This is a genomic window from Lachnospiraceae bacterium JLR.KK002 (assembly GCA_036941025.1).
In the GTDB taxonomy this organism is placed as follows: Bacteria; Bacillota; Clostridia; order Lachnospirales; family Lachnospiraceae; genus Petralouisia.
The window spans coordinates 298,009-314,070 of the sequence record JAYMNP010000001.1; the positions used below are offsets into that span (position 1 = coordinate 298,009).

The 16,062-nt window shown below is 47.4% G+C and carries 15 protein-coding genes; 14 read left to right on the forward strand and 1 reads right to left on the reverse strand.

The window, feature by feature from the left end:
* Nucleotides 1–22: 22 nt before the first annotated feature.
* The 11 genes from VSQ32_01485 (at nucleotide 23) to ytvI (ending at nucleotide 12,486) form a co-directional block, all read left to right on the forward strand.
* Nucleotides 23–1,009: an aldolase catalytic domain-containing protein gene (locus VSQ32_01485; protein ID MEH2941555.1), complete on the forward strand. Its 987-nt coding sequence runs from the start codon at nucleotides 23–25 to the stop codon at nucleotides 1,007–1,009.
* A 228-nt stretch (nucleotides 1,010–1,237) separates the two neighbouring features.
* A complete protein-coding gene (gene tig, locus VSQ32_01490; protein ID MEH2941556.1) occupies nucleotides 1,238–2,530 on the forward strand; it encodes a trigger factor in 1,293 nt (430 codons plus the stop codon).
* Nucleotides 2,531–2,580: 50 nt separating this feature from the next.
* Nucleotides 2,581–3,165 (forward strand): ATP-dependent Clp endopeptidase proteolytic subunit ClpP, encoded by a 585-nt coding sequence (gene clpP, locus VSQ32_01495; protein ID MEH2941557.1) that lies wholly within the window; start codon nucleotides 2,581–2,583, stop codon nucleotides 3,163–3,165.
* 167 nt (nucleotides 3,166–3,332) lie between these two features.
* The gene (gene clpX / locus VSQ32_01500) at nucleotides 3,333–4,586 is read left to right on the forward strand and encodes an ATP-dependent Clp protease ATP-binding subunit ClpX (GenBank protein ID MEH2941558.1); all 1,254 of its coding nucleotides are present in this window, start codon (nucleotides 3,333–3,335) and stop codon (nucleotides 4,584–4,586) included.
* A 16-nt stretch (nucleotides 4,587–4,602) separates the two neighbouring features.
* The gene (lon, locus tag VSQ32_01505; protein MEH2941559.1) at nucleotides 4,603–6,918 is read left to right on the forward strand and encodes an endopeptidase La; all 2,316 of its coding nucleotides are present in this window, start codon (nucleotides 4,603–4,605) and stop codon (nucleotides 6,916–6,918) included.
* 115 nt (nucleotides 6,919–7,033) lie between these two features.
* On the forward strand, nucleotides 7,034–7,705 hold the full coding sequence (gene yihA / locus VSQ32_01510) for a ribosome biogenesis GTP-binding protein YihA/YsxC (protein ID MEH2941560.1): 672 nt from the start codon (nucleotides 7,034–7,036) through the stop codon (nucleotides 7,703–7,705).
* Nucleotides 7,692–8,717 (forward strand): metal ABC transporter substrate-binding protein, encoded by a 1,026-nt coding sequence (locus VSQ32_01515; protein MEH2941561.1) that lies wholly within the window; start codon nucleotides 7,692–7,694, stop codon nucleotides 8,715–8,717. Before yihA ends, VSQ32_01515 begins: the two co-directional genes overlap by 14 nt.
* Nucleotides 8,718–8,752: 35 nt before the next feature.
* The gene (locus VSQ32_01520; GenBank protein MEH2941562.1) at nucleotides 8,753–9,571 is read left to right on the forward strand and encodes a metal ABC transporter ATP-binding protein; all 819 of its coding nucleotides are present in this window, start codon (nucleotides 8,753–8,755) and stop codon (nucleotides 9,569–9,571) included.
* Nucleotides 9,572–9,590: 19 nt separating this feature from the next.
* Nucleotides 9,591–10,403 (forward strand): metal ABC transporter permease, encoded by an 813-nt coding sequence (locus VSQ32_01525; GenBank protein MEH2941563.1) that lies wholly within the window; start codon nucleotides 9,591–9,593, stop codon nucleotides 10,401–10,403.
* 137 nt (nucleotides 10,404–10,540) lie between these two features.
* Nucleotides 10,541–11,293 (forward strand): peptidylprolyl isomerase, encoded by a 753-nt coding sequence (locus VSQ32_01530; protein MEH2941564.1) that lies wholly within the window; start codon nucleotides 10,541–10,543, stop codon nucleotides 11,291–11,293.
* A 71-nt stretch (nucleotides 11,294–11,364) separates the two neighbouring features.
* Nucleotides 11,365–12,486, forward strand: coding sequence for a sporulation integral membrane protein YtvI (ytvI, locus tag VSQ32_01535; GenBank protein MEH2941565.1), 1,122 nt, complete (start codon nucleotides 11,365–11,367; stop codon nucleotides 12,484–12,486).
* Here the strand turns inward: ytvI and VSQ32_01540 are convergent.
* Nucleotides 12,464–13,828, reverse strand: a complete 1,365-nt coding sequence (locus tag VSQ32_01540) for a polysaccharide biosynthesis protein (protein ID MEH2941566.1) — start codon at nucleotides 13,826–13,828, stop codon at nucleotides 12,464–12,466. The two genes, ytvI and VSQ32_01540, sit on opposite strands and share 23 nt — an antisense overlap.
* Before the next feature lie 142 nt (nucleotides 13,829–13,970).
* Here VSQ32_01540 and VSQ32_01545 point away from each other — a divergent pair, with 142 nt between their 5' ends.
* Genes VSQ32_01545 through nifU form a run of 3 tightly spaced genes read left to right on the forward strand, consistent with a single transcriptional unit; the run spans nucleotide 13,971 to nucleotide 16,059 of the window.
* A complete protein-coding gene (locus VSQ32_01545; GenBank protein MEH2941567.1) occupies nucleotides 13,971–14,393 on the forward strand; it encodes an RrF2 family transcriptional regulator in 423 nt (140 codons plus the stop codon).
* 23 nt (nucleotides 14,394–14,416) lie between these two features.
* On the forward strand, nucleotides 14,417–15,598 hold the full coding sequence (gene nifS, locus VSQ32_01550; protein ID MEH2941568.1) for a cysteine desulfurase NifS: 1,182 nt from the start codon (nucleotides 14,417–14,419) through the stop codon (nucleotides 15,596–15,598).
* A gap of 23 nt (nucleotides 15,599–15,621) precedes the next feature.
* Nucleotides 15,622–16,059 carry a Fe-S cluster assembly scaffold protein NifU gene (gene nifU / locus VSQ32_01555; GenBank protein ID MEH2941569.1) on the forward strand — a complete coding sequence of 146 codons (438 nt, stop codon included), beginning with the start codon at nucleotides 15,622–15,624 and terminating at the stop codon, nucleotides 16,057–16,059.
* The last annotated feature ends 3 nt before the right edge of the window (nucleotides 16,060–16,062 follow it).

Genomic DNA, 16,062 nt, shown 5'->3' on the forward strand with positions numbered 1-16,062 from the left:
ACAGATTACGGAGGGATAAGAAATGAGTGCGGAACAGTGTAATAAGAGAACATTAATGGATTATTGTCCCGATATCAAGGTTGTGGATTGTACGCTGAGAGACGGCGGACTTGTAAATAATTTTGCTTTTACGGATGAGTTTGTCCATGATTTGTATGAAGCGAATGTAAAAGCCGGTGTTGATTATATGGAATTTGGTTATAAAGCCTCCAGAGAACTGTTTGATCCAAAGGCCTTTGGAAAATGGAAGTTCTGTGAAGAAAAAGACATCCGGGCTGTTGTGGGGGATAATCGGTCGCCTTTGAAAATTTCTGTGATGGCGGATGTGGGACGCTGTAATTACAAAAGGGATATTCTGCCGAAAAAGGACAGTGTCATTGACATGGTGCGGGTGGCCACTTATATCCATCAGATACCCACAGCCGTTGAAATGATTGAACATCTGAAAAAGAAAGGGTATGAAGTTTGTGTAAACATTATGGCGGTTTCCAAAGTAAATACCGATGACCTGGACGCAGGCCTGGAGCTTCTTGCAAGAAGCTCGGTGGACACCATTTACCTGGTGGACAGCTTCGGGTTCTTCTATCCGGAGCAGATTACAAAGCTGTCTCAGAAATACGTGGAGATTGCGGAAGCCAACGGAAAAAATGTGGGAATCCATGCCCACAACAATCAGCAGCTTGCCTTTGCCAATACCATTGAAGCATGCCGTATGGGAGTCAGCCTGCTGGATGCCACAGTCAGCGGCATGGGACGGGGAGCCGGGAACTGCTTTATGGAGCCGCTGCTCAGTTTCCTGAAAAATCCCAAATATGATGAAATTCCCATCATCCGCTTTGTGGAAAAACATATGCTGAAATTAAAGGCAGAAGGCGTGGTATGGGGATATGATATTCCCTATCTTGTAACAGGTATTCTGAACAGCCATCCTTCCACAGCCATTAAATTTATCAGAGAACAGAGAAGCGATTACTGTAATTTCATGCAGGAACTGCTGGATCTGGAGTAAGCGGCAGACGGAGAATCCTGCATTGCAGGATTCTTTTTCTGTCGGTGTGATACGGACCGGAAGACAATTTCTGTGATGCAGGAAAGTTCATGTCAGTTTTGAAAAAAGTGCTGGTATTTTTATAAGAAGTGTGCTATACTTTTAAAATGATTGTAAGTTAGGGAATCAGGCTTTATAATAGTAAAAGTTATAAGGATTACCACATATATTAAGGAGGAAATCGTAGCAATGAGCGTACAGGTAGAAAACTTGGAGAAAAATATGGCAAAACTCACCATTGAGGTTCCGGCAGAAGAATTGGAAAAAGCAATTCAGAATGCATATATGAAGCAGAAAAGCAGAATCAGCCTTCCGGGTTTCCGTAAAGGAAAAGTGCCAAGACATATGATTGAGAAAATGTATGGCCCGGAAATTTTTTATGAGGATGCTGTCAATGAGCTTGTTTCTCAGGAATATCCCAAAGCGGCTGACGAGTCCGGACTGGAGATTGTTTCCCGGCCGGAGATTGGTGTGGAACAGATTGAAAAGGGAAAGAGTTTCATATTTACTGCAGAAGTTGCTGTGAAGCCGGAGGTGACTCTGGGCAAATATCTGGGCGTTCCGGTGAAGAAGACGGATGTGGCTGTAACAGAAGAAGAGACAGACGCTGAAATAGAGAAAGAGCGTGAGAGCAATGCCAGAATGATTACCGTGGAAGACCGGGCAGTGGCTGACGGAGATACGGCGGTGATTGACTATGAAGGCTTTATGGATGGAGAAACATTTGAAGGAGGAAAGGGTGAGAACCATTCTCTGGTTATCGGTTCCCATACCTTTATTGATAATTTTGAAGAACAGTTAATTGGAAAAAATACCGGTGATGAGCTGGAAGTCCATGTAACATTCCCGGAAGAATATCATGCACCGGAGCTGGCAGGCAAACCTGCAGTATTCCAGGTGAAAATCAATGAGATTAAGACCAAAGAGCTTCCGGATCTGGACGATGAATTTGCACAGGACGTTTCGGAATTTGACACCCTTGCAGAATACAGAGAAAGCGTTGTGAAGAAACTGACAGAGCGCAAAGAGAACGAAGCAAGACATGCAAAAGAGGAAGAAGCAATTCAGAAGATTATCGAAGATTCTCAGATGGAGATTCCCGATGCAATGGTTGATACCCAGACCCGTTCCATGGTGGATGATTTTGCTAACAGAATGGCACAGCAGGGACTGGGAATGGAGCAGTATCTGCAGTTCACAGGCTCTACCGTTGAGCAGCTGATGGAGCAGATGAAGCCGGATGCACTGAAGCGGATTCAGTCAGGCCTTGTACTGGAAGCCATCGCGGAGGCGGAGCATATCGAAGTGTCCGATGAAGATGTGGAGGCCGAGATTGAGAATATGGCCGGAATGTACGGCATGGAAGCTGACAAGCTGAAAGAAATTATCGGCGACAATGAGAAAGAAAACATGAAGAAAGACCTGGCAATTCAGAAGGCTGTGGATCTGATTGTGGAGAAAGCAGAAGAACAGGCAGAATAAGCATAAGACATGTACCATATCTGGGGATTGGGAATAAGGAGGAATATGGAATGAGTTTAGTACCTTACGTCGTTGAACAAACCAGCAGAGGAGAACGGTCCTACGATATATATTCCAGGCTGTTAAAAGACAGGATTATTTTTCTGGGAGAGGAAGTAAATGAAACCACAGCAGGACTTGTTGTGGCACAGCTTCTGTTTCTGGAATCGGAAGATCCGGGGAAAGATATTCATTTGTATATCAATTCCCCAGGAGGCGTGGTAACAGCAGGACTTGCAATTTACGATACCATGAATTATATTAAATGCGATGTGGAGACCATCTGCATCGGACTGGCAGCAAGCATGGGTGCATTTCTTCTGGCGGGAGGAACCAAAGGCAAGCGCTTTGCCCTTCCCAATGCGGAAATCATGATTCACCAGCCCTCCGGTGGAGCCAAAGGCCAGGCAACAGACATTCAGATTGTGGCGGATAATATTCAGAAGACAAAACATCGTCTGAATACCATCTTATCTGAAAATACAGGGAAACCATATGAAGTGATTGCAGCAGATACGGAACGTGACAATTATATGTCTGCGGAGGAAGCAAAAGAGTATGGCCTGATTGACGGTGTCATTACAAACAGAAAGTAAGAAATAAAAGAACTGAGGGGACAGCGGGCATTTGCCACTGTCCCTTAAGTGCACAGGGATTTATGCAAAGGGCAGTTCCGGCTGCAGCATGTGTCCTGTGCAGCAGGCAGGGAAAGCAGCTGGCTTCCCTGTTTAATCTTGAAGAAAAGGAAGAACGGAGTGAAGAAATGGCTGGGAGAATAGATGACAGGATTCGCTGCTCTTTCTGCGGAAAGACAGACGGGCAGGTCCGTAAGCTGATTGCAGGACCAAACGGAGCATATATATGTGACGAATGCGTGGATATCTGCGCGGAAATTATAGAAGAAGAACTGGAAGAAGAGGAAAACGTTGAACCGGAAGTGGAAGAAATCAATCTTTTAAAGCCGGTGGAATTAAAAGAATTCCTGGACGAATATGTAATCGGGCAGGAGGAAGCCAAGAAAGTGCTTTCTGTTGCGGTGTATAATCATTATAAACGAATTCTGGCGCCGCCCAATCTGGGTGTGGAGCTGCAGAAAAGCAATATTCTGATGCTGGGCCCCACAGGCTGCGGCAAGACGCTGCTGGCCCAGACACTGGCGAGGATTCTGAATGTGCCCTTTGCCATTGCAGACGCCACCGCACTGACGGAAGCCGGATATGTGGGAGAAGACGTGGAAAATATTCTTCTCAAAATCATTCAGGCGGCAGAATATGATATTGAGCGCGCCCAGAGAGGCATTATCTATATTGATGAAATTGATAAGATTACAAGAAAATCAGAGAATCCTTCCATTACCAGAGACGTGTCCGGCGAAGGCGTTCAGCAGGCACTTCTGAAAATACTGGAAGGAACCGTAGCAAGCGTTCCCCCTCAGGGCGGAAGGAAGCATCCCCAGCAGGAGCTGATTCAGATTGATACCACTAATATTCTGTTTATCTGCGGAGGTGCTTTTGAAGGTCTGGACAAAATTGTGGAAAACAGAATGGATCAGAAATCCATGGGATTTAATGCGGAAATTGCAGACAAAAGGGAAAAGAATCTGGGCGTTATCCTGAAACAGGCGCTGCCCCAGGATTTTGTAAAATTCGGCCTGATTCCGGAATTTGTGGGACGTGTGCCGGTGACGGTTTCCCTGGAAGCTCTGGACAAAAACGCTCTGGTGCGTATCCTGAAGGAACCCAGAAATTCACTGATTCGCCAGTATGAAGCATTGTTTGAACTGGACGGCGTTGCTCTGTCTTTTGAGGAAGATGCCATTGAAGCAATTGCGGAAAAATCCCTGAAACGAAAAACAGGCGCAAGAGGGCTGCGTGCAATCGTGGAGAAGGTGCTGATGGATCTGATGTACCGGGTGCCTTCCGACGAATCCATTACCCACTGCCATATTACAAAAGCAGCCGTGGAGAACGAACAGGAAGTGGAGATTGCATTCGGCAGTGAGAGCAAGTCTGCCTGAGGAGAGATGAGATAACATGAAGGAAGCGTACAGAAAAATTCCGGCAGTGGCACTTCGGGGAATGACTATCCTCCCCGGTATGGTGGCACATTTTGATGTGAGCAGAAGTAAATCCATCCGGGCTGTGGAGACGGCCATGATGGAAGACCAGATGGTATTTCTGGTGACTCAGAAGCACATCGAAAAAGAAGAACCGGAACTGGAAGATTTATATACCATCGGGATTATTGTGGTAATCAAACAGGTAATCAAACTGCAGAATAATGTGGTCCGCGTGCTGGTGGAAGGAGAAACACGGGCCAGCCTGATTTCTCTGGAGCAGGAGGAATACCTTCAGGCAGAGGTAGAACCTCTGAACCGGGAAGAAGAACTCCTTCCGGTGGAAATTCAGGAGGCCATGATACGAGGCATACAGGAAACCTTTACCCGATACTGTCTGCTGAATCCCAAGCATGGGAAAGAAATTGCCAGACAGATGGTGGAGATACCCGAACTGGAGAAACTGCTGGATTACATTGGCAATAATCTGCCGGTGGGTTATGAGGAAAAACAGAAGATTCTGGAGGCAGATTCCATTCAGGAGCGGTATGAAACACTGATGATTATTCTGTTAAATGAAATCAACATTATACAGATTAAAACGGAGTTTCAGACCAAAGTAAAGGAAAAAGTAGACAAAAACCAGAAAGAATATATTCTGCGGGAGCAGATGAAGCTGATTCGGGAAGAACTGGGAGAGGACAATACCATATCCGAAGCGGAACATTACCTGGAGGAGACGGAAAAGCTCAACGCAGAACAGGAAGTAAAGGAAAAACTGGAAAAAGAGGTGGAACGTTTTAAAAATGTTTCCCTGAATTCCTCGGAAAGTGCGGTGATTCGGGGCTATATAGAGACCCTTCTGGAACTGCCCTGGAACAAAGCCTCCAAAGATAACCGGAATCTGGAAGATGCGGAGCGCATTCTGGACGAAGACCACTATGGTATGGAAAAGGTCAAGGAGCGTATGCTGGAATTTCTGGCGGTGCGGAACCTGACCAGGAAAGGCGATAGCCCCATTATCTGTCTGGTGGGCCCTCCCGGAACCGGAAAAACCAGTATTGCCCGTTCCGTGGCCCGCGCACTGGATAAAAAATACGTGCGTATCAGCCTTGGCGGAGTGCGGGATGAAGCGGAAATCCGCGGTCACAGAAAGACTTATGTGGGAGCCATGCCCGGCAGAATCGCCAACGGTCTGAAAAATGCCGGCGTCAAAAATCCTCTGATGCTGCTGGATGAGATTGACAAGATAAGCAGCGATTACAAGGGAGATACGGCCTCTGCCCTGCTGGAAGTGCTGGACAGCGAGCAGAACAGCAAATTCCGGGACCATTATGTGGAACTTCCCCTGGATTTGTCCGAAGTGCTTTTTATTGCAACAGCCAATTCCCTGCAGAACATTCCCAAACCGCTGTTGGACCGTATGGAAATTATTGAAGTCAGCAGCTACACAGAAAATGAAAAAGCACATATTGCCAGAGAGCACCTGATTGCCAAGCAGATGGAGAAAAACGGTCTGAAAGAAGGCCAGCTAACCATCAGCGACCATGCCCTGGAGCGTCTGATCAGCGGTTACACCAGGGAAGCAGGGGTTCGTAATCTGGAGCGCAAAATCGGAGAAATCTGCCGGAAAGCAGCCAGAGAGATTTATCAGAAAAATAAAAAGTCTGTCAAGATCACAGGAAGCAGACTGGAAAAACTGTTAGGAAAAGAGAAATATAATTATGATTTAATAAATGAGACAGATGAGATTGGAATTGTGCGAGGACTGGCCTGGACAAGTGTGGGAGGAGATACCCTGCAGATTGAAGTAAACATTATGCCGGGTAAAGGAGAATTCCAGCTTACCGGGCAACTGGGAGACGTTATGAAAGAGTCGGCCCGGACCGGTATCAGCTATATCCGTTCTGTCAGTGAAACCTATGGAATTGACAAAGAATTCTTCCAGGAATGGGATATTCACATCCATATTCCGGAGGGAGCGGTACCAAAGGACGGTCCTTCCGCCGGAATTACCATGGCCACGGCCATGCTTTCTGCTATTACCAGGCGGAAAGTCCGCAAAGATGTGGCCATGACCGGAGAGATTACCCTGCGGGGAAGAGTGCTTCCCATCGGCGGCCTGAAAGAAAAGATTCTGGCAGCCAGAAATGCGGGAATCCGGACGATTTGCGTACCGGTAAAAAACGAGCCGGATGTGGCGGAAATTGCCCAGGAAATAAAAAAGGGGCTGGAAATTGTATTTGTGGAAAATATGGAACAGGTACTGGAGGCAGCTCTTCTGCCGGAATAGACGGCTGCTATATCCGGGGCGTCAAAAGAGGTGCATTCAGCCAAAGACTGTTTTTGGCAGCCAGGTCGGTTAGCCGGAAACTTTCCGTCAGAAACGGACAGAAAGAGAGAATCGTATGGTTATTAAATCAGCAGAACTGGAAACAGTATGCGGAATCACAAGTAAACTGCCGGATACAGACAGGCCGGAGGTGGCTTTTGCAGGCAAATCCAACGTAGGCAAATCTTCTCTGATTAATGGTCTGATGAACCGGAAAGCCCTGGCCAGGACTTCTGCCCAGCCGGGAAAAACCCAGACCATCAATTATTACAATATTAATAACTGCATGTATCTGGTGGACCTGCCGGGATACGGATATGCAAAAGTGTCTCCCAGGGAGAAGGAGAAATGGGGGCAGATGGTTGAAAATTATCTGCATACGTCCAGTCAGCTTCAGGTGGTATTTCTGCTGATTGATATTCGCCATGAGCCTTCCGCCAATGACAGGCAGATGTATGACTGGGTTGTCTGTCAGGGATTTGACCCCGTTATCATAGCAACAAAGCTGGACAAAATTAACCGTAGCCAGGTGCAGAAGCATGTAAAAATGATTCGCAACGGCCTTAAGCTGAAGGAAGGCACTCCCGTTTTCCCTTACTCTGCCCAGACGAAACAGGGACGGGATGAAATCTGGAATTTTATAGATGAGATACCGGAAGTTGCGAAGGTGCTTGCAAAAAATCCCTCAGCACCTCGCAAAAATGAAGGAAATCCTGCAAAATCAGGAGGGAGACGTGAGAAGAAATAAATATCTGTTTGTATTTTGTATGCTGCTTGCCATTACCCTGGCAGGCGGTATTTTTACGAAAGCATATATGAGTCTGGAGGAACAGTCCCAGGAGGATGAAAAGCTGCGGATTGTAACCTCTTTTTATCCTGTCTATATTGCCGCTGCAAATATTGTGGGGGATACCGGGAGCGTACTGCTGGAGAATTTAAGCGAACCACAGACCGGATGTCTCCATGACTATCAGCTCACTCCCCAGGATATGATACTATTGTCAAAGGCAGATTTATTTTTAGTAAACGGAGGCGGAATAGAAGGATTTCTGGAAGAAGCAGGAGAAACCTGTCCTGAACTGGCAGTGGAAGAGATAGCAGAAGGAGTTGAACTGCTGGAGGAATATGGAAGTGATTCCATCCAGGAAATATTTCATGAGTCGGAAGAAATGCATGTGCAGGAGGAAGACCATGGCCACGGAGCAAAAAACGCCCATGGCTGGATGGACACCAGGAGATACTGCCAGATGGTTCGGAATATGGCAGATGTTATCAGCCAGGCGGACCAGGAACATGGAGAACGTTATCAGGAACATGCAGATGATTATTGCGAAAAAATCCAGGAACTGACAGACAGGCTTGCAGCCCTGAGAGAAAAGCTGGAAGAAAAAGGAAAATCTGCCGGAAATAAAGAGAACGGTGGCCAGAGCAGTGCTCTTAATGTGGTTATTTTCCATGAGGCCTTCGCCTATGTGGCGGATGAACTGGGGCTGAATGTGGTATACTGCCTGAATCTGGATGAGGAGCGGCAGGTCAGCGCCGGGGAACTTGCCGATTTGCTGGCAGCAATTCAGGAACATCAGGTATCTGTGATTCTGGCAGAGGAAACATATGGCAGAAAACTGGGTGAAACCGTGGAATCAGAAACGGACTGTCAGGTGTATTATCTGGATACTCTGGTACGGGGACAATATGAAACGGACAGTTATCTGAAAGGCGCGGAGAAAAATATTGAAATTCTGGAACAGGCAGCCTGGTAAGGTGCTGTCGGAGAAGGAGACGGAAATTGCGGAAAATGGTAAAGCCCTGCGGGCTGCATTGCATTAAGATAAAGCATTTAGGCGTAACATTCGCCGAACAGGTAATTCTTGAGGATATCAATCTGCATATTCACTGCGGCAGCCTGAATGCGGTAATCGGACGCAACGGCGCCGGAAAATCCACCTTAATCCGGGCCATTCTGGGTGAGACGCCTCATACGGGAAAAATAGAATTCAAAGACCGGGAGAACGGACGGATTCAGAAAATGAAGATTGGTTATGTACCCCAGTCCCTGAATATGGAAAAGCAAACTCCGGTCAGCGTTTATGACATGATTGCCTCTTATCAGAGCAATGCGCCGGTGTTTCTGATGAAAAGCAGAAAAGTAAAAGAGAACATTCTGGAACATCTGAGGATTTTTCAGGCGGAACATCTGCTGGATAAGCAGGTGTGCAACCTTTCCGGCGGGGAACTGCAGCGGGTGCTGCTGTCCATGGCGGTGATGGATTCCCCTAACCTGCTGCTGCTGGACGAACCGGTGTCCGGGATGGACAGGAATGGAATGGAGCTTTTTTACCAGGCTATTTACCAGTTGAAGGAGGCATACGATCTGGCGGTTATCCTGATTTCCCATGACCTGGAATACGTCAGGCGCTATGCGGATAAAGTGATTCTGCTGGATAAAACAGTGCTGAAGCAGGGAAGCGTGAAAGAAGTATTCCGGAGCAGGGAATTTGCCGAAACCTTTCAGACGGGGGCGGAGGAGACGTCCGTAAGGCAGAGCAGTTCCGGGCAGGAGCCGGAAAGGATTTCCGGTACGGGCCAAAACGATGGGAACCGCAGCAGGCCTTAACGGGAAAGGAGGAAAACAGATGGAGATTTTCTCCTGGCTTGAGTATGATTTTATGAAATATGCCTTTCTGGCAGTGTTGATTATTACGCCTCTGTTTGGATTGATGGGAACTATGATTGTCAATCGGAAAATGGCGTTTTTTTCCGATGCACTGGGCCATTCAGCTCTGACGGGAATTGCGGTGGGCGTGGTATTCGGTGTGGAGAATACAGGTATTTCCATGGTGGTATTTGCAGTGGTGTTTGCACTGTGCTTAAATCAGATTAGCAGCAGAATTGCGGCTTCCACCGATACGGTGATTTCTGTCTTTTCCTCCTGCAGCGTTGCCCTGGGGCTGGCAATTCTGTCAAAAGGAGGGAATTTCAGTAAGTATTCCGGTATTCTGGTGGGGGATATTCTCAGCATCACACCGCGGGAAATATTATATCTTGTTTTGATTTTTATAATCACGCTTGTATTCTGGATATTTGGATTTAACAGACTGCTGGCAGTGAGTCTGAACCGCACGCTGGCGGGAAGCCGGCGTATTCCGGTTGCTCTCATGGAAAATCTTTTTGCGGTTCTGACCGCATTAATCGTTATGGTTTCCATTAAATGGGTGGGAATTCTGATTATCAACGCATTGCTGATTCTTCCGGCGGCTTCTGCCCGGAACATATCGGAAAATATGCGGGAGTACCATTTCTTTTCTGTTTTGTTTTCCCTGTTTTCCGGCATACTGGGGCTGATTATTTCCTATTTCGTAAATGTGGCCACCGGGCCTTCCATTGTGATTATTGCTTCTGTGATTTATTTTGCCACATATGTGTGGGGCAGGAAAAATAATGTGTGAATGTGCATAATCCCCGTCTTTACGAAGTTATTTTCGTATGGTAAAATAGCAATTGCGAAGGAAAACAGGCCGGATGATGGAAATAAATTAAATTTAAAATTAACTACAAAGAAAGGACGCGCAAAAGCGCAGGAAACATGAGCGAAAAAATTTTAGCAGTAGCAGCGGGACATGAAATCACAGAGCAGGAGCTTGATAATCTGATTCGCAATTATCCTCCGGAGCAGCAGATTTACATGTCGGACCCCAGAGCAAAACAGCAGGTACTGGAACAGTTGATTGCATTCCATCTGTTTTATAAGATGGCAGTGGACGAGGGGATTACGGAATCTCAGGAATACCAGCAACTGGTGGCAAAGGTAAAGGTGGAGCTGGCCAGCCATATGGCGGCGACCAGTGTGGTTGAGAGCATTCAGGTAACGGAAGCGGAAGAACAGGAGTATTATGAGCAACATATGGAGCAGTTCCAGGAGAAAGCCCAGGTAAGAGCCAGACATATTCTGGTGGAGACCAGGGAGCAGGCGGAAAATATCGGCAAAGAGCTGGAGCAGGGGCTGGATTTTGCAGAGGCGGCAAAGAAATATTCCACCTGCCCCTCCGGAGAGAAAGGCGGAGACCTGGGATATTTTACCAGAGGACAGATGGTGCCGGAATTTGAAAAAGCGGCCTTTGGAGGAGAAACCGGGAAGGTAATCGGCCCGGTGGAGACGCAGTTTGGCTGTCATCTGATTCTGGTGGAGGATAAAAAAGAAGGTTTTGTAAAGCCTTTCGGGCAGGTACGGGAGCAGATTCATCAGCAGGTGATTCAGACCAGGCAGCAGGCGGCTTACGATGAAAAAGTAAAAGAACTGGAAGCGGCTTACGGTGTGGAAAGACGGTCGGAAGCGTAAGATGTACAGATTTGGCAGAAAAATTTTTCAGGCGCAGACAGTATGCGTTCCAAAAAGCAGGGAGTGGTAGCGTGAAACAGTCGACAAAATACTGGAAGATACTTGTAAATTTGCTGGTGGCAGTGTTTACCATTGTGTGTCTTTGTGTTATTTTTCCAAAATTACTGATGTTTTTCATGCCCTTTGTGGTTGGATGGATTATTTCCATGATTGCCAATCCGCTGGTGCGTTTTCTGGAAAGAAAGGTAAAAATCGTCCGGAAGCACAGTTCCATGATGATTATTATCGCAGTGCTGGCAGCAGTCATCGGACTGGGGTATCTGGCCGTATCCCGTCTGGTGGTGGAAACGGGGAACCTGATTTCCAGCCTTCCGGAGATTTATGAGAATTTTCAGGAAGATTTTGAGGAAATCGGAGAGAATTTTCAGGGATTTTATGACAGGCTTCCCAAAGATACCCAGGAAGATATTCAGGAAGTGACTTCTGAATTCGCAGGATATGTGGGCGGCCTGGTGCAGGCAATCGGCGAACCCACCTTTGAAGCGGCGGGTAATTTTGCCAAAAATGTGCCGGGAACACTGATTGCCATTATTATGAGTATTCTTTCCGCTTACTTTTTTACAGCAGAACGGGACGCCATACTGGCTGAAATGAAGAAAAGCGTACCTTCCGGCATCTGGAACCGGGTGGCCGGGGTGATTCAGGATTTGAAACGGGTGGTAGGCGGTTATTTCAAAGCCCAGTTTAAAATTATGGGCGTAGTCTACGTGCTGCTGGTTATCGGGCTTTTTATTCTGAAAGTCAATTACGTGCTGCTGGTGGCTTTTATCATCGCATTTCTGGACATGCTGCCTTTCTTTGGCACAGGGACCGTGCTGGCCCCCTGGGCAGTGATTAAGATTCTGTCCGGAGATTACCGGATGGCAGTGGGCCTGATTATCCTCTATGCGGTAACCCAGATTGTGCGTCAGGTTATCCAGCCCAAGATTGTGGGAGATACCATTGGTATGAATCCCCTGGCAACCCTGTTTTTCATGTATATCGGGTATAAAATCAGCAGCATTGTGGGAATGATTATTGCAGTTCCCGTGGGCATGATTCTGATTAACCTCTATAAGGCGGGAGTGTTTGACAATCAGATTCGCTGCATACGGGAACTGGTGAATGATATTAACGAATTTCGGAAGTTTTAAGGGCGCTGTTTTTCCGGAGCAGCAGAAACAGCGCGCCGGCCGCCATTACGGACTGGCTGAGCAGAAGGCCCCACAGGTAGCCCTTGATACCGGCCGCAGGAATCACAAACAGAACAAATCCAATGCGGATGCCAAGGCCCATAACATTTAAAAAGAAGGTGGAAGTGGTCTTTCCAAGCCCGTTTAAAATGCTGTGCAGGGTGGTGGAAAGATACAGGAAAGGACAAATCCAGCCCAGAATCACAATAAAGGTTCCGGCCAGTTCATTTCCAAAGAGGAAGGAACCCATCCACCGTCCCAGAAACAGGAACATCATGGTACATCCAAAGCCCAGCAGAAGACTGTAGAAGCAGGTGCGCTTAATCAGGGTCAGGATGTAACGGTGTTCCTTTTTTTCCTGCGCTTCCGCAATGGCAGGAAGGAGCATGACGGATACGGAGTTGGTGAGTACGGAAGGAAACAGCACCATGGGCAGAGCCATACCTGTCAGGATGCCGTAGACGCTTAAGGATTCGGAGGTGGAGTAGCCGTACTGGCGCAACTGTCCCGGAATCATCACGGCTTCCATACTCTGGAGAATATTTACCAGAACCCGGTTGGCGCTTAAGGGAAGAGACATCAGAAAAATCTGATGCATGGCTCCCAGGCGGCTGCCCCGGTTCTTTTTTCTGCGCAGAAAGCTGACGGAAAAAAGAACGGCGGCAAGTTCTCCGGCAACCATACCCCAAATCACCAGATTCAGAGAGATGGCGCCGTGTTTTTCCATGGAAATTTCAAAAAACAGCCATACGCTGGCTACCCGGATAAACTGTTCCAGCAACTGGGAAGCGGCGGGCACAAATGTTTTTTTCAGTCCGTAGAAATAACCGTTGATACAGGAATGGATGGCCGCAAAAGGAATGGTGAGGGACAGAATCTGAAGGAGCGGGGCGCACCTGGGTTCCTCCAGAAATGCAATGGCAATCCAGTCTGAAAAGCGGTATAAAAACAGGGTGCAGGCAAACGCCAGGGACAGAGACAGCGTAAGGCCCGCAGTCAGATAGCATTTTTCATTGTGAAAAGATTTCCGGCAGTATGGGGAACCGGGGGTGCTGTTGCAGCCGGAACTGGCAGCCTGGGCCACAAACCGGGAAATGGCGGTCTGTATGGCGGAGGAGGTCAGAGAAATGGTAAGGACATGGATGGGAAAGGTAAGCTGGTAAATTCCCATTCCCTCAGCACCAATCCTCTGCGAAAGGAATATTCTATAGAAAAAGCCAATGAGCCGGGAAAGAAGGCCCGACAGGGTCAGCAGCAGAGTTCCGGTAATCAGCGGGTGGTTGCGCAGAGATTTATAATTCATAATGCCTCCGGGGAAAAATTCAGGATTATTTTAATCTATGTACCGGAACAGGGAAAAAGAACCTTGACACAGGAAGAAAAACATGATACTATGCGTTTGTGACAAATCCCCACTAAAACACTCGGAATTCAGAGGTGATAGGTTGAAATTATCTACAAAAGGAAAATATGGGCTGCGGGCCTTTATTGATCTGGCAGTCTGGGGCGAGGAAAAGCCGGTTTCTCTGAACAGTATTGCAGAGCGGCAGGAAATTTCGGTCAGCTATCTGGAACAGCTTATGGCGAAGCTGAAGAAAGCAGGACTGGTAAAAAGCCTCCGGGGCGTCAACGGCGGATATACCGTTGCAAAACCGGTGGAAGAAATTTCTGTGGGAGATGTTCTGAGAGCGCTGGAAGGAGACCTGATCCCGGTGGAATGCGCCGGAATAGACAGCAGCCGGCAGTGCAGCAGTTCTTCCCAGTGTGTCAGCAAAATTGTCTGGAAACGTATCAACGACAGCATCAACGATACGGTGAACAGCATTTATATAGGAGAACTGGTAAAAGAAAGTAAAAGGCAGATTTAATTTAAGTAACAGAGGTGTGAAAAATGGGAAAAATGATATATCTGGATAATGCGGCAACAACCAGGACAGCGCCGGAAGTAGTGGAAGCAATGCTTCCGTATTTTTCGGAATTTTACGGAAACGCATCTACCGTTTATGAATTCGGCGGAAAGAGCAGGGAAGCAGTGTCAGAGGCAAGGGAAATCATTGCAAAGGCCATCGGAGCCAGAGACAATGAAATTTATTTTACCGCCGGAGGAAGCGAGGCTGACAACTGGGCCATCAAAGCCACAGCAGAAGCGTATAAAGAGAAGGGAAAGCATATTATTACCAGCAAAATCGAACATCATGCGGTGCTCCATACCTGCCAGTGGCTGGAGCAGAACGGATATGAGGTCACATATCTGGATGTGGATGAATTCGGGGTGGTGAAGCTGGAAGAACTGAAGAAGGCCATAAGGCCTGATACCATTCTGATTTCCATTATGTTTGCCAATAATGAAATCGGAACCATTGAGCCTGTGGCTGAGATTGGAAAGATTGCCAGAGAACACGGAATTCTTTTCCATACCGACGCGGTACAGGCATTCGGGCAGGTGCCCATTGATGTGGATGAACTGAATATCGACATGCTCAGCAGCAGCGGCCATAAGCTGAACGGTCCCAAGGGCATTGGTTTTCTCTATATCCGCAAGGGAGTTAAAATCCGTTCCTTTGTTCATGGAGGCGCTCAGGAGCGGAAGCGCCGGGCGGGCACAGAGAATGTGCCGGGTATTGTGGGATTTGGAAAAGCTGTGGAACTGGCAATGGCCGGCATGAAAGAGCGCACCGGAAAAGAGCGGGAGCTCCGGGACTATCTGATGGAACGTGTAATGAAAGAAGTACCCTATACCAGAGTAAACGGGGACAGACTCAACCGTCTGCCTAACAATGTGAACTTCTGTTTCCAGTTTGTGGAAGGGGAATCCCTGCTGATTATGCTGGATATGAAGGGAATCTGCGGGTCTTCCGGCTCCGCATGTACATCCGGTTCTCTGGATCCTTCCCATGTACTGCTGGCTATTGGCCTGCCTCATGAAATTGCCCACGGTTCCCTGCGGCTTACCCTGGGAGAGGACACCACAAAAGAAGATATTGATTACACCGTGGAGGCAATTAAAGAAATTGTAAATCAGCTTCGCGAAATGTCTCCCTTATATGAAGATTATAAGAAGCACAACAGTTAAATAAATATCCGGAGGAAAGAACAATGTATAGTGAAAAAGTAATGGACCATTTTAAAAATCCCAGAAATGTAGGAGAAATTGAAAATGCCAGCGGCGTGGGAACCGTAGGGAACGCCAAATGCGGCGATATTATGCGTATCTTTCTGGACATAGATGATAATGGAATTATTCAGGATGTTAAATTTAAAACCTTTGGCTGCGGCGCGGCCGTGGCAACCAGCTCCATGGCTACGGAACTGGTAAAAGGCAAAACCATACAGGAGGCGCTGCAGGTAACCAATAAAGCGGTTATGGAAGCACTGGACGGACTTCCTCCGGTGAAAGTACACTGCTCTCTGCTGGCGGAAGAAGCCATCCATGCGGCTCTCTGGGATTATGCGGAGAAAAACGGCATTCAGATTGAAGGGCTGGAAAAGCCCAAAAATGACATCAGCGAGGAAGAAGAGGAAGAGGACTACTAAAAT

What these genes read in the sequence shown, in the direction of transcription:
- clpX (MEH2941558.1), top strand. Translation starts at nt 3,333, where the DNA reads ATGGCTGGGAGAATAGATGACAGGATTCGCTGCTCTTTCTGCGGAAAG.
- nifS (MEH2941568.1), top strand. Translation starts at nt 14,417, where the DNA reads ATGGGAAAAATGATATATCTGGATAATGCGGCAACAACCAGGACAGCG.
- yihA (MEH2941560.1), top strand. Translation starts at nt 7,034, where the DNA reads ATGGTTATTAAATCAGCAGAACTGGAAACAGTATGCGGAATCACAAGT.
- lon (MEH2941559.1), top strand. Translation starts at nt 4,603, where the DNA reads ATGAAGGAAGCGTACAGAAAAATTCCGGCAGTGGCACTTCGGGGAATG.
- clpP (MEH2941557.1), top strand. Translation starts at nt 2,581, where the DNA reads ATGAGTTTAGTACCTTACGTCGTTGAACAAACCAGCAGAGGAGAACGG.
- VSQ32_01530 (MEH2941564.1), top strand. Translation starts at nt 10,541, where the DNA reads ATGAGCGAAAAAATTTTAGCAGTAGCAGCGGGACATGAAATCACAGAG.
- VSQ32_01485 (MEH2941555.1), top strand. Translation starts at nt 23, where the DNA reads ATGAGTGCGGAACAGTGTAATAAGAGAACATTAATGGATTATTGTCCC.
- VSQ32_01525 (MEH2941563.1), top strand. Translation starts at nt 9,591, where the DNA reads ATGGAGATTTTCTCCTGGCTTGAGTATGATTTTATGAAATATGCCTTT.
- VSQ32_01540 (MEH2941566.1), bottom strand. Translation starts at nt 13,828, where the DNA reads ATGAATTATAAATCTCTGCGCAACCACCCGCTGATTACCGGAACTCTG.
- nifU (MEH2941569.1), top strand. Translation starts at nt 15,622, where the DNA reads ATGTATAGTGAAAAAGTAATGGACCATTTTAAAAATCCCAGAAATGTA.
- VSQ32_01520 (MEH2941562.1), top strand. Translation starts at nt 8,753, where the DNA reads ATGGTAAAGCCCTGCGGGCTGCATTGCATTAAGATAAAGCATTTAGGC.
- tig (MEH2941556.1), top strand. Translation starts at nt 1,238, where the DNA reads ATGAGCGTACAGGTAGAAAACTTGGAGAAAAATATGGCAAAACTCACC.